This window comes from Rhizobium sp. UGM030330-04 (assembly GCF_003208455.1).
GTDB lineage: Bacteria > Pseudomonadota > Alphaproteobacteria > Rhizobiales > Rhizobiaceae > Agrobacterium > Agrobacterium rhizogenes_A.
Window position 1 is genome coordinate 95712 of the sequence record NZ_QKML01000010.1, and the last position, 13775, is coordinate 109486.

General features: G+C 60.6%; 11 protein-coding genes. 8 read left to right on the forward strand and 3 right to left on the reverse strand.

The window, feature by feature from the left end; all coding sequences use genetic code 11:
* Positions 1 to 6: 6 nt before the first annotated feature.
* From N434_RS16340 to aspS, 3 genes are all read right to left on the reverse strand, one after another.
* Positions 7 to 2112 carry a methyl-accepting chemotaxis protein gene (locus N434_RS16340; protein WP_110759275.1) on the reverse strand — a complete coding sequence of 702 codons (2106 nt, stop codon included), beginning with the start codon at positions 2110 to 2112 and terminating at the stop codon, positions 7 to 9.
* A gap of 312 nt (positions 2113 to 2424) precedes the next feature.
* Positions 2425 to 3870, reverse strand: coding sequence for a cell envelope integrity protein CreD (gene creD, locus N434_RS16345; RefSeq protein WP_110759277.1), 1446 nt, complete (start codon positions 3868 to 3870; stop codon positions 2425 to 2427).
* Between the two features lie 255 nt (positions 3871 to 4125).
* Complete coding sequence (aspS, locus tag N434_RS16350; RefSeq protein WP_065115361.1) at positions 4126 to 5913, reverse strand: aspartate--tRNA ligase; 1788 nt, start codon at positions 5911 to 5913, stop codon at positions 4126 to 4128.
* A 180-nt stretch (positions 5914 to 6093) separates the two neighbouring features.
* Here aspS and N434_RS16355 point away from each other — a divergent pair, with 180 nt between their 5' ends.
* The 8 genes from N434_RS16355 to N434_RS16390 all read left to right on the forward strand — a co-directional run bounded on the left by N434_RS16355 (position 6094) and on the right by N434_RS16390 (position 13774).
* Positions 6094 to 7365: an MFS transporter gene (locus tag N434_RS16355; RefSeq protein WP_065115360.1), complete on the forward strand. Its 1272-nt coding sequence runs from the start codon at positions 6094 to 6096 to the stop codon at positions 7363 to 7365.
* An 82-nt stretch (positions 7366 to 7447) separates the two neighbouring features.
* On the forward strand, positions 7448 to 8602 hold the full coding sequence (gene rnd, locus N434_RS16360; protein WP_110759278.1) for a ribonuclease D: 1155 nt from the start codon (positions 7448 to 7450) through the stop codon (positions 8600 to 8602).
* Between the two features lie 77 nt (positions 8603 to 8679).
* The gene (locus N434_RS16365) at positions 8680 to 9294 is read left to right on the forward strand and encodes a hypothetical protein (RefSeq protein ID WP_065115358.1); all 615 of its coding nucleotides are present in this window, start codon (positions 8680 to 8682) and stop codon (positions 9292 to 9294) included.
* A 183-nt stretch (positions 9295 to 9477) separates the two neighbouring features.
* Positions 9478 to 10506, forward strand: a complete 1029-nt coding sequence (locus N434_RS16370) for an adenylate/guanylate cyclase domain-containing protein (protein WP_110759280.1) — start codon at positions 9478 to 9480, stop codon at positions 10504 to 10506.
* A 150-nt stretch (positions 10507 to 10656) separates the two neighbouring features.
* Positions 10657 to 12015, forward strand: coding sequence for an esterase-like activity of phytase family protein (locus N434_RS16375; protein ID WP_110759281.1), 1359 nt, complete (start codon positions 10657 to 10659; stop codon positions 12013 to 12015).
* Between the two features lie 158 nt (positions 12016 to 12173).
* A complete protein-coding gene (locus N434_RS16380; RefSeq protein WP_110759283.1) occupies positions 12174 to 12521 on the forward strand; it encodes a YunG family protein in 348 nt (115 codons plus the stop codon).
* Between the two features lie 104 nt (positions 12522 to 12625).
* On the forward strand, positions 12626 to 12967 hold the full coding sequence (locus N434_RS16385; RefSeq protein ID WP_110759403.1) for a hypothetical protein: 342 nt from the start codon (positions 12626 to 12628) through the stop codon (positions 12965 to 12967).
* Positions 12968 to 13141: 174 nt separating this feature from the next.
* A complete protein-coding gene (locus tag N434_RS16390; RefSeq protein WP_110759285.1) occupies positions 13142 to 13774 on the forward strand; it encodes a DapH/DapD/GlmU-related protein in 633 nt (210 codons plus the stop codon).
* Position 13775: the final 1 nt, after the last annotated feature.

The following is a 13775-nucleotide window of genomic DNA, read 5'->3' on the forward strand; positions in this document are numbered from 1 at the left end:
GGCGTCTCAGGCCGCTTCGCGTCCGTGATAATCCAGCATCTCCACCTCGCTCAGCCGGAACTGGCAGACCAGTTCCTTGAGGCGTGTGGTCTCGCCCGCCAGCATGGCGCTGGCGGCATTGTTTTCTTCCACCATGGCGGCGTTCTGCTGCGTGCCCTGATCCAGATGATTGACGGTGGTGTTGATCTCGGAAAGCCCGACCGACTGTTCCTTCGTGGCGGCGGCGATGGCTTCGATATGGTCGTTGATCGTCTTCACCGAACCGCCGATGCGCGACAGGGCCGCGCCGGTTTCCCGCACGAAACGCGCCCCGTCCTTCACCTCGGCGCCGGAGGTCTGGATGAGCACCTTGATCTCGGCCGCCGCCCTTGCGGAGCGCTGCGCCAGTTCGCGCACCTCCTGCGCCACGACGGCGAAACCGCGACCCGCCTCGCCCGCACGTGCGGCCTCGACGCCGGCATTGAGCGCGAGAAGATTGGTCTGGAAGGCAATTTCATCAATAACGCTGATGATGCTGCCGATCCGGCCGGATGACTGCTCGATCTTTTCCATGGCCGCGATCGTATCGACGACGAGATCGGCCGTGCGGCTGGCATCCTCATCTGCGGAATGGGCAACCGTGCGGGCTTCCACGGCGCGTTCCGCCGAGATGCGGATATTGGCCGTCAACTCATCGAGGGCCGCGGCGGTTTCCTCCAGCGAGGCGGCCTGCTGCTCGGTGCGCCGGGCAAGATCGGCGGCGCTCTGGCTGATTTCCTGGCTGCCGCCATCAATGGCCACGCTGGACTGCACGACGCCAGACATGGCCGCATCCAGCTGGCGGATGGTGCGATTGAGATCGTGCCGCAACGCCTCGAAATCCGGGGCGAAAGGCTCGTTCAGTTCAAAGGAGAGATCGCCGGCGGCAAGACGATGCAGCGCTGCCGCAAGGCCGGTCGTTGCCTGCATCAGCCGCGCCTGCGCCTCGGCTTCCGCCTCGCGCTGGAAACGCGCCTTTTCCGCTTCGGCCTGTTGTCGGGCCGCAAGCGCCTGATTTTCCAGTTCGATCTTGGCGATGGCGGCCTGCCGGAAAATTTCCAGCGCATGGGCCATGGCGCCAAATTCGTCCTTGCGGCGCAGACCGGGAACGTCGAAGTCGGTCTCGCCTTCGGCAAGGCGGCGCATCGCGCCGGTTATTGCCGTGGCGGGTCGCGTTATCGAGCGGCCAATGAGATAGACACCGGCAAAAAGGACCAGAACGGTCAGGGCAATGAGGGCGACAACGATCGAAACCGTGCTTTCCGCCGCATTTTTATTCTCGAGCGCGCTGGCCTCCCGCTCCTGCCGATAGGTCGAGGAAATATCCGCGACGACGGGCAGCAGCGCCGTATAGGCGGTGACGACCGTTTCGCGTGCCTTCTGCTCCTCCAGCACCGCCTGCGCGTAGAAGCGGAAGGATGCGGTGTAGATTTCCAGGGCGTCCATGATGCGCTGGCGCTCCACTCCCGGCCGGTATTCCAGCTTCACCAGCGCCTTGAAGGTTTCCACCTCGGCGGCGTGTTTCGTCGCATAGGTTTCGTCGCGCCGCAGGATGAAGTCCTTTTCGTGCCGGCGCATCATCAGCATGCTGGCGCGGATTTCGGCATTGGCGACGGCGTCGATGAGTTTCTCGATGGAGTGCACACCATTGCGCATGGCGCCTTCAAGACCGTCCGCGGGCGTGAGACCCAGCTCCCGGTTCCTGGCAACCAGCGTCTTCATGCGGTCACTATAGGCAACGACGCCCTGCGACAGCGCCTCGAGTTTCGCACGCGTCTGCGCCGCCGCGCCGCTATCGAGGGAAGCGATGGACTGCTCGACCTTGCCCATCGTCTGGTCGAACTGCGCGACGGAATTCATATCCCTCGACAGCAGGAAGTCCTTCTGGTGCAGGCGGCTTTCATGCAGGGCATCCACCAGCGTCGTCAACACGCCGTCCCTCTGGATCAGCGTATCTTCAGCGACGCGATAACGCGCCTCCATCTGCCTTTGCCACAGCAGCATGCCCGCGATGACGGCGATACCGCACAGCGCGGCCAGCGCCAGCATAGACACGCGATGCGCTATTTTGAACGTCGAGACCAGCGAAAACATTCAACCCTCGTTTGTGAAATTTCATGGGGGCGATGAATGATCGACAAGGCTTAAGAAGTCCTCTACCGGATTTGTCAGTTCGATTAAGTTTTTATGACAATCCACAGGTCAAATCGGAAGAAGCTGACGTTTCCTGCAAGCAACAGACCTCTGCGGCCAAGATGCCCGCAGTAGAAAAGAGCGGATAAGAGACGGGAAAGCAATGCTTTCCCGTCTTGCGCGCTACCCCACCCTTCACGCCGGATGCCAAGCCGGATAAGGAAAAGCGGGCGTTATGGCCATCAGGACGGATGCTCTCGGAGCGAACGGAAACTATGCCATATTGTCCGTGGCGTTGCCTGCGCGTGTGGATCCGGCGCCCGACCAGTCGACCTGCCGGGTGGCATACATGGTTGCCGCAATGGCAATGAAGGAAATCACCGCGCCGGCCAGCAGCGCGTATTCATCCTCATTCAGAACCAGATACATGACGCCATAGGCGACCGCCAAAACCATAAACAGCGCCACACCGCTTTTACAACTATTGGTTGCACTGCCGAGATAAGATGCGATCAGCGCCGCCGTCGACGCCGATGCCGCGGCATAGGCGATCGTGAAGCCCGTATGTTCGGAGAGCGCGAGCAGCAGAACATAGAATATGACCAGAGCCAGCCCCGTCAGCACGTATTGTATCCAGTGCACGACTTTGCCGCCCTTGAGTTCGACGATGAAGACGGCGAGGAAAACCAGCGAGATGAAGCCGATCGAATATTTCAGCGTCCGGGCGATGATCTGGTAGAACTTCACGGGTTCGACGAGATTGATCGTCATCAGGCTGCCCGACAGTGGCAGGCGCGTGCCCTCCACCACCCGGTCTATGCCCCTGGCAAGATAGGGGATGGTCCAGCTGGCCTTGAAATCCGTGGCGGTGACAGTCTTCTGTTCGGGCAGGAACAGGCCTTCAAAGCCCGGATGCGGCCAATCGGCGTTCGCCGCAAAGCTCGTCGTCTGGCCAGCCGGCGCAACGGCGAAACTGCCTGAACCATTCAGGGAAAAGGCGATATCGAAGGCGAATCCGGTTTCGATGAGGTTTCTCTCAATCGGCCTGTGCACACCGGCATCTGACCTGATGGCGATTTCCGGACCGGCGCGGTTGGTCATCACCGAAATATCCCGCATGCCGGGATCAAAAGGCAGAACCGGGCCGCCATCGATCTTGACGCCGGCGCTGGACCGGATGCCGGTAATATCCTGTATGCTGAGGACGAGAATGGCGTTCTCCAGTCGCGGCGTGCCGGAAAAGCGTGCGAGGTCCTGCAGGATGCCGGAACCAAAGCGGCCTTTCAGCGCGATGTTGCCGTTATAGACCGGCAGGCTGTAGATCGACAGCTGCTTCTCCTCGGTCTTCAGATCGGCCGCGACATCAAGCGTTTCCGGCATGACCAGCACCCATTCCGTCGTGCGGTCGACGATGCTGCGGCCATCCACCTCGCGGCGGCGGTCCACGTCGAAAGGCACGGCAAGATAGGGGCCGTTCACCACCTGATCCCCACCCCAGCCATTGGCGATCCGCCCCGAGACGTCTTCCGCCCGCGAGGCGCGCTCTTCCGTCAGCCCCCAGACGAGCAGGAGCGGCACAAGCAGAACCATAGATATGAAGCCGATCATCAGGAACTTGGCGCCGGGCGAACGCAGGCTGACGGCGAAATTGCTGCGCGGCGGGGCTGGAGGTGCATATCCACCCGCCGGCGCGATATCTTTTTCCGTTTCATGTACCATTCTGAAATCCTTATAAATATGATCGCGCCGAAACCGAAAGCGAAGTTCGGCCGGCGCTGTCCCAAGTTTAAAACCCCGAATAGTCTTGCGTCCCTCAGGTGAACGCGAAGCCTATACTGGAAGCGGATTTCGGCTGATTGTGCGCGGAATTCGGTTTAACGCGCGGTAAAATTGTGACTTTGCCGCGTTCGTTGCAAAAAACAAAAAAGGGCCGGCGTCGCCGCCAGCCCTTTGTTTGAACCTGAATAATCCAGATCAGTCTTTCTTGGACGGAACCACCCGCAGCGCCAGTTCGCGAAGCTGCGTCGGCGTTGCCGGGGACGGCGCGTTCATCAAGAGATCCTGCGCCTGCTGGTTCATCGGGAACAGCGTGATTTCGCGCAGGTTCTTGGCGCCGACCAGCAGCATGACCACGCGGTCGATGCCGAATGCGCAACCGCCATGCGGAGGCGCGCCGTACTGGAAGGCGCGGTAAAGACCGCCAAAGCGCTCTTCCACGTCCGTCTGGCTGAGACCCACCTTTTCGAAGGCCTTGACCATCAGCTCGGGCGACTGGTTACGGATCGAGCCGGAGGCGATTTCGAAGCCGTTGCAGACTGCATCATACTGGAACGCCTTGATGGAGAGCGGGTCCTGCCCTTCCAGTGCTTCCAGACCGCCCTGCGGCATGGAGAAGGGGTTGTGGGCGAAGTCGATCTTCTTTTCCTCTTCGTTATATTCGAAGAAGGGGAAATCGACGATCCAGCACATTTCGAAACGGTCGCGGTCGATCAGGTTCAGCTCGTCGGCGGCGCGGGTGCGCGCTTCGCCGGCAAACTTGTAGAACTTGGCGGGATCGCCGGCGACAAAGAAGCAGGCATCACCCGCCTCAAGACCGAGCTGCTGGCGCAGCGCCTCGGTGCGTTCCTCGCCGATGTTCTTGGCAAGCGGACCGGAACCACCGACCTTGCCGTCCTCTTCCTTCCAGAAGATGTAGCCGAGGCCGGGCTGGCCCTGAGACTGTGCCCATGCGTTCATGCGGTCGCAGAAAGCGCGCGAACCACCGGTTTTCGCCGGGATCGCCCAGACCTGAACCTTGGGGTTGGAGGCGATCATGTTGGCGAAGACCTTGAAGCCCGAACCGTCGAAATGTTCAGTCACGGCTTCCATGACGATCGGGTTGCGCAGGTCGGGCTTGTCGGAACCATACTTGCGGATCGCCTCGTCATAGGGAATGCGCGGCCACTCTTTGGTAACCGGCTTGCCTTCGGCGAACTTTTCGAACACGGCCGTCATCATCGGCTCCATCGTGGTCCAGACATCTTCCTGGGTCACGAAGCTCATTTCGACGTCGAGCTGGTAGAATTCGCCCGGCAGGCGGTCGGCGCGCGGGTCTTCATCGCGGAAGCACGGCGCGATCTGGAAATAACGGTCGAAACCGGCCACCATCAAAAGCTGCTTGTACTGCTGCGGCGCCTGCGGCAGGGCGAAGAACTTGCCTTCGTGGATGCGCGACGGCACGAGGAAGTCGCGTGCGCCTTCCGGCGAAGAGGCCGTCAGGATCGGCGTGGTATATTCGGCAAAGCCGGCATCGGCCATGCCGGTGCGCATGGCGGAGATGATCTGCGTGCGCTTGACGATGTTCCTGTGCAGCGTTTCGCGGCGAAGGTCGAGGAAGCGATATTTCAGGCGAACGTCTTCAGGATAGTCAGGCTCGCCGAAGACCGGCAGCGGCAATTCCTTGGCAACGCCGAGAACTTCGATCTCCTGCGCATAAAGCTCGATCTCGCCGGTCGCCATGCCCTTGTTGACGGTGTCTTCCGAGCGTGCCTTGACGAGGCCGTCGATGCGGATGACCCATTCGCCGCGCACGGTTTCTGCAACTTTGAAGGCCGGGCTATCGGGATCGGCCACCACCTGGGTGATGCCGTAATGGTCGCGAAGGTCGATGAAGAGAACGCCGCCATGATCTCGCACGCGATGAACCCAACCGGAAAGGCGAACGGTCGCGCCGACGTCGGACTTGCGGAGAGCGGCACAGGTGTGGCTGCGGTAACGATGCATTTTTATATCCTGGAACGTGCTGCGGGCCAGATGGGCCGCACTGTCGAAATTGGCCGGAAAAGCGCATGGCCAGCCCGATTTGTCAAGGCAAAGCGCAACAATGTCGCCTCCTGGCTGTCCTTTCCCCCGCCTTCGCTTTAGATAGTGCTTATTCAGCCCGCCAAACCGAGTCGGCCCGCAATGAGCCAGATCAGACCTCTTATCCCGCTTCTCGTTACCGCCGGCATTCTGATCGGCGGCAATGGCCTGCAGGGAACCTATATCGCGCTGCGTGGCATTTCCGAGGGATTTTCGGCCAGCACCATCGGCCTCATCAGCGCCGCCTACAGCGTCGGATTCGCGCTCGGCTGCATTTCGGTGACGCAGCTCATGCGCCGGATCGGCCATATCCGTACCTTCGCCACCATGGCGGCGGTAGCCTCCGCGGCCTCCATCGCCATGCCGCTTGTCATTCACCCCGTGTTCTGGATGCTGATGCGTTTTGTCATCGGCATTGCGGTCGCCTGTCTTTTCGCCGTGATCGAAAGCTGGATCAATGCGCAGGTGACGAATTCCAACCGGGCACGCACCCTGTCCATCTATCGCTTCGTCGACCTCGGCTCCGTCACGCTTGCGCAATATATCATTCCCATCGCCGGCATTGGCGGGCCCGTCGTGTTTTCGCTGATCGCCATGGCGCTCTCGCTGTCGCTGGTGCCGATCTCGCTTGCCGACAAATCCAATCCCGCGCCGCCGAAGCAGATTCCCTTCAATCTTTTCGCCGTCTGGCGCATCTCGCCGCTTGCCGTCGTCGGCTGCGTGGCCGTCGGCCTCAGCATGGCGGCCTTCCGCAATATCGGGCCGATCTACGCCGAACAGATCGGCCTTTCGGTGACGGCCATCGCCACCTTCATGAGCGCCGGCATCATCGGCGGCGTGGTGCTGCAATATCCGCTCGGCGTCTATTCCGATCGCTATGACCGGCGCATCATCATTCTCGCCACCACGGCCGGCTCGGTCATCGTCGGTCTGTTTCTCGCCTTTTTCGCCGGCACGGATGAATGGAGCAACATCATCGGCGTCTTTGTCTTCGGCGCCTTCGCCCTGCCGCTCTATTCGCTGAGTTCAGCGCACGGCAACGACCATGCCAGGGAAGGCGAACATGCGATGATGTCGGCCGGGCTTCTGTTCTTCTGGTCCGTGGGCGCGACGGTGGGACCGCTTCTCGCCTCGCTCCTGATCGACCAGTTCGGCCCCAAGGCACTGTTCAGCTATACGGCCGCGATACAGGTCGTTTTCATTGCCTACACCATCTATCGCCTGCAGGTGCGCGAGGGTGTGCCCGTGGAGGAGAGGAACTGGCGGTTCCGCTCGCTTTTGCGCACATCCGCCTATTTTCAGAAGCTCGCCGCGCCCGCGGCACCCAAAAAGGACGGGCCGGAACCCAATCCGCCCGAGAAAAACGATCCATAAGCCTTCAAAAGCGGGCTTTGTATTGACATGCGCCCGTCAAAGGGAAAGTAAGACGAATAATTTTCACGAGTGGCCATTTGCAATGATTGAAACGACTGCCGCCCTCGCCGAGGCCTGCACGGAACTGGCGAAATCGGAATTCATCACCATCGACACCGAGTTTCTGCGCGAAACGACCTTCTGGCCGGAGCTTTGTCTCGTGCAGATGGCAAGCCCGACGCTTGAAGTGCTGGTCGATCCGCTCGCCAAGGGTCTCGATCTCACCCCGCTGTTCGAGCTGATGGCCAATCCTGCCGTCGTGAAGGTTTTCCACGCCGCGCGGCAGGATATCGAAATCATCTATCATCTCGGCGGGCTCATTCCGCACCCGATCTTCGACACCCAGGTCGCCGCCATGGTCTGCGGTTTCGGCGATTCGATCTCCTACGACCAGCTGGTGCAGAAGATCAAGAACGTGCAGATCGACAAATCCTCGCGTTTCACCGACTGGAGCCGCCGCCCGCTGACCGAAAAGCAGCTGGACTACGCGCTGGCCGACGTGACCCATCTGCGCGATGTCTATCTCTCGCTGAAAGCCCAGCTCGAGCGCGAAGGCCGCTCGCTGTGGCTGACCGAAGAGATGGATATTCTGGAATCGCGCGATACCTATGACATGCACCCGGACGATGCGTGGCTGCGGCTGAAGTCGCGTCTGCGCAAGCCGACGGAACTCGCCATTCTCAAATTCGTCGCCGCCTGGCGCGAGCGGGAGGCGCGGTCGCGCAACGTGCCGCGCTCACGTGTCCTGAAGGACGATGCGATCTTCGAAATCGCCCAGCAGCAGCCGAAGGACGCCGAGGCGCTGTCGCGGCTTCGCACCATTCCGAAGGGTTGGGAGCGCTCCGCCTCCGGTACCGCCATCGTCGAAACAGTGAATGCGGCGCTGGCATTGCCGAAAGAGGAAATGCCCAAGGCGCCACGCCACAGCCATGCACCGGAGGGCTCCGGCGCTGCCGTGGAACTGCTCAAGGTTCTCCTGAAACTGACGGCGGACAAACACGGCGTCGCCGCCAAGGTCATCGCCAACAGTGACGATCTGGACAAGATCGCCGCCGAAGGTGAAAACGCCACCGTGGCGGCTTTGACCGGCTGGCGGCGCGAACTTTTCGGTGATGTGGCGCTGAAACTCATCAATGGCGAAGTGGCGCTGCGTTTTGCCGGCAAGAAGGTCGAGGCGGTTGAGGTGAGCGGGTCGTAATCCCCCGCCCTTCACCCCAATTTTGCCCGCATCGCGGTCCATCTGTCTCAAGACAGTTGCGCTTTGAGGGTCTTCGCATGAAACCTGCCCGCACCCTGCTGCTGGCCGCCCTTCTGGCGGCCGCAGGCTTTCTTCCCACTCCGGCCCCTTTCCTGGCGCGCGCCGATGACGGCAAGGTGGACCTGCAGGGCGAATGGACGACCGATTGCCTGACAATCGGCAGGAACGACCGGCACGGCATCGTCACCCGCATCACGATACACGGCGGCCGCATGCACGCCATCTCGCAGATCTATGCCCGCAATGGCTGCCAGCAGCCAACGGTGCAGGTGCGTTACGAAGGCACGCTGGATGGCGGGCTGAAAGACCATGGCAGCCTGCTCTTTGCCCATACCGTTAGCGCCATCACCATGACGCCGAATGATGGCGACGTTGTCGCGCACTATAATGGTGACCCGAAAGGCACCGGCTGCGGCTTGAGCGGCTGGAAGGAGAATATTCCATTCGACGTCGACGGGCGGACCTGCGCCGCCATCACCTTCGCCCGCAAGGGGGAAACGCTGTTCGACCGGGCCTGGATCGATGGCAACCGGCTGCGTTTCGCCGCCTTTCCGCTCAAATGGTCGAACCGCTCACCGGACGACCGGCCGCAATCCCCGCTTGAAACGGTCTATTACAGAACATCATATTAGACGTAGCAGCGTCTCTGCGCCGGTTTTGCGGCAACAGGGCAACAACCTTTCCAATCCTTCATGTGACCTTACCGAAAGGTCACTTTTTGCAGCGCTTTTTCCGCATTAATGTCGCATATGACCACAATAGAAGCTTCGCCGACGGGAGCGGCGGACCTTCCCTTCCCGAGATCAAGAACCGACATGAGAAAATTGCTGCCCATTCTGGATTACGTGGTGCTCTTCGTTGCCGTGGCCGGCAGCGGTGTGGCCTACGCCTTTCTGGAATATGGCGGCGGCGCGCTGATCGGCGCGACCTATGCGCTGTTCGCCTGCGCGCCCATCCTCGCTTTTGAGCGCGGTTACATCATGCCCGGCCTGTCGCGGCGGGTCAGCGCCCTGCCGACGCCGGTCTATATCGCCGTCGGCCTCATCATCTATGCCGTTCTCGTCTTCTGCGGCTTCGGGCTTGGCGGCACCATCCTGTGGCTGAGCGGGATATTTCCCGGCACCTGGAAACGGGCGGTGCATGCCGAGGTGCAGACGCTCGTCTTCACCCTCATCGTCTGCGGCATCATCGTCTTCATCATGCGCGTACGTGAGCTTCTCGGGCGCGACATCTTCATCGATCTCATTCTCGGGCGCTATCGCCGGCCTGTCAGCGAGGACCGCGTCTTCATCTTCATCGATCTCGTCGGCTCCACCTCATTCGCCGAGACGCATGGCGACCTGAAGGCCCAGGAATTTCTCGGCGAAATCTTTGCGAGCTATGCCGCGCCGGTGAGAAAACACGGCGGTGTCATCGACGATTATATCGGCGATGCCGCCATCATCACCTGGCCCTATCACATGGCGATCCGGCGGGCCGCCTGCGTGCGCTGCGTTTTCGACATTCAGGCGACCATCGAGGAAAAGCGTGACATGTGGCTCTCGCGTTTCGGCGAAATGCCGCGCCTGCGCTTCGCCATCCATGGCGGGCCGGTCATAACAGCCGAAATCGGCGTCGATCACCACAAGATCACCTATTTCGGCGATACGGTGAACACGACCTCACGGCTCGAATCACTGAGCAAGATGCTCGGCCACCCGGTACTGATTTCCGCCGACCTTGCCCATCAGCTGGTACTTCCCAAGGGCGTGCGCAGCGAATATCTCGGTGAACATGCGGTCAAGGGCCGGGGCCAGACGCTGGGCGTGTGTACGCTCAGCCAGCATCAGGCCTCCGCCGCCTGAGGCGATACGCCGGAAAAGGCCATGCTATTCCGCTGTCGCCGGCGGCCGTCATCAAAATTCATCAAAGCTTCAAACGACAATCACCTGCCTGTCATGCGACGACCCTATCGCCTCAATCCTGTCTTCAACAGGTATCGAGGGGTCTCCATCATGAAGCACATTCTTTTCGCCTCCTGCGCGGTTCTCGCGCTTGCCACCACGTCTTACGCAGCTGAGAAGGAGTTTCCGGCGAAGCTGGTCTCCCACGCCATCCTGCCGGCCAACACCATTATCGCGGCGCCCGCCGATGCGCCGGAACACCTCAAGACCTCCGCCAAGTTCACGACGGCCGACCGCAAGCGCGCGGAAGGTACCGGCACCGTTCCCGGCAAGGATGGCGTGCGCCTGACCGGACTTTCCATGCCGTTCAACGGCCAGGCGATGCAGGGCTTTTCCGGCATCAAGGCGATGCCCGACGGCAGCTTCTGGAGCCTTTCCGACAACGGCTTCGGTTCCAAGCTCAATTCCAGCGACGCCATGCTGATGCTTCACCACCTGAAATTCGACTGGGACGCCGGCAAGGTCAACGCGCTTGAAACCGTGTTCCTCTCCGATCCGGACATGAAGGCGCCCTTCCCCATCGTTCTGGAAGGCACCGAGAAGCGTTACCTGACGGGCGCGGATTTCGACGTCGAATCCATTCAGCCCGTCGCTGACGGTTTCTGGGTGGGCGAGGAATTCGGCCCCTACATCCTGAAATTCACCCGCGACGGCAAGCTGACGGACGTCATCGCCACCAAGGCTGGCGACATCGAGGTGAAGTCTCCGGATCACCCCACCCTGGCCCTGCCCGGCAACCCGACGCAGAAAATGCCGGCCTTCAACCTGAAGCGATCGGGCGGTTATGAGGGCATGGCGCTTTCCAAGGACGGCTCCAAGCTCTACGGCCTTCTCGAAGGCCCGCTTTACATGGCCGATGGCCAGGTGGAAAAGACCGAAGACGGCGCGACCGCGCTGCGCATCATCGAACTCGACACCGCCAAGAAGGAATGGACCGGCCGCACCTGGCTCTATCCGCTGGCGCAGGGCGGCGAAGCCATCGGCGACTTCAACATGCTGGACGACAGCACGGCGCTGGTCATCGAACGTGACAATGGCGCCGGCACCGCCGACAAGGCGTGCGCCGATCCGAAGAAGCCGGAAGCAAACTGCTTTGCCGTGCCTTCCAAGGTCAAGCGCATCTACAAGATCGAGTTCAACGACGCCAATGTCGGCAAGGCCGCACGCAAGATCGGCTATATCGATCTTCTGAAAATCTCCGACCCTGATAACAAGAAGCGTCAGGGCGGCGGCGACGGCTACTATGACATGCCTTTCGTCACCATCGAGAATGTCGACCGCGGCGATGCCACCCATATCATCGTCGGCAACGACAACAACCTGCCCTTCTCGGCCGGCCGTGCGCTGGACAAGGCTGACGACAACGAGTTCGTCCTGCTGGAAGTCAAGGACCTGCTCGACGCCAAGTAAGCATAATGGCGCCGGAATTCGTTCCGGCGCCCTCCTGCGCCCTGCGCAGGTTCGACAGGACGGAGCGTCCTCGCAGCCTCTGGAGAAGGCGCGGCGCTCCGTTTCTCTTCAGATCATACCTGACCCGGACCCCGGCTCCGTAACAGGAAAGACCCCTTATGCAGGATCATGCCGAACGACTTTATTACGCGCTGAGGAAAAGCTGGTCTGACGAAACCAGCAGCCTGTGGTCGCGCGAAAATCCCGCCCGGGGACAGGGTGGCGTCACCGCACTGGTGGTTCAGGATATTTTCGGTGGCGAGATTGCCAAGACCGCAATCAGCGGCGCCGACCACTTCTATAATATCGTTGAGGGGATCCGCTGGGATTTCACCTTCGCCCAGTTCGATATTCCGGTCGGTTACCAGGACAGACCCTCCACCCGCGTGGAAGCGATGGCGAAGATCACGCCGCTGCAATATGCTTATCTCAGCGCCTGCATCAGAAAGGCGCTGGGGCACGGTTAATCCACTTAAAAATGTATTGATCCCGGCTTTTCCCGCAATGCGGACACAATCCATGACATATGATCGGTCAGCGAAACGAGGCGCACCAAGAGGAGAATTGCCCCGTGAATGAAAGCTGCCCCATCCTGACACCGGCCGAACGGCAAGCGCAGGACATATTTGAACAGACACAAGAAGCAATGATGGCTGCAATTTACGCGGCGCTTGAGCAGGCCAGCAGGAAGGCCGCGGAAGAACTCCAGGCCATTGGTTCAGAGATCGAGCCGCCAGCCTATGAATATCTTGTCGCCACGGCGCATCAGCAGCTCTTCCTGCTATTATGCGGAGCCGACCGGGAAACATTCGAGGGCGGAGACCCCGAAATCGCCGCCCACATCATCCGGAATGCTCAAAACATATCCGACCATTATTGGCGCAAAAACCAGACGGATGCCTCGAGCGACTGACGGCCTTCCTTCTGCCAACGTTTCTGCCTGTAGGCAGGGTTTTGCACGGCACGACGTGACGCCCACGATTCATCTTCAAATGGAGCAACCGGCGCGACCGGGCTCCTGTGGTGTCCCAGCCGTCACAGGCCCTTCATCATCCCCGGTTACGCAGGCGCAAATCCGGAGGCAGAAATGGATTCGACCGCACAACCCAATCGCCCGAAAATCGCAGAAACCGTTGTCCACGCGACGGCCAGCATCAGAGATTCAAACATCGGTAGATGCTGCGAAATTCTGGCGGATAGCTCGCTGCACAATGTCGAGCTTGGCGATTACTCCTATCTTGGGCCCCGTTGCATGGCAGGTGACGCCACCATCGGAAAGTTCTGCGCCATCGCGGCGGAGGTCAGGATCGGTGCGCCGAACCATCCGATGGACCGGCCATCCATGCATCGTTTCAGCTATTGTCCTGAATATTATTCCGCGAATGCCGTGCGTGACGATGCCTTTTTCGCCCAGCGAAAGCAGGACCGCACCGTCATCGGGAACGATGTCTGGATCGGACACGGGGTTATTGTCTTGCCCGGCGTAAAAATTGGCGACGGCGCCGTACTCGCAGCGGGCGCCGTCGTCAGCAGGGACGTACAGCCCTACACCATCGTCGGCGGTGTTCCCGCGAAAATCATTCGCGAGCGCTTTTCACGATCGATCGCGGAGAAGCTCGATTCCATCGCCTGGTGGGACTGGCCATTCGAGACGATCATGGCGCGTCTTGCCGATTTTCAGTCAAACGATATCGAAGCCTTTTGCGAGCGCTGGTCCTAGC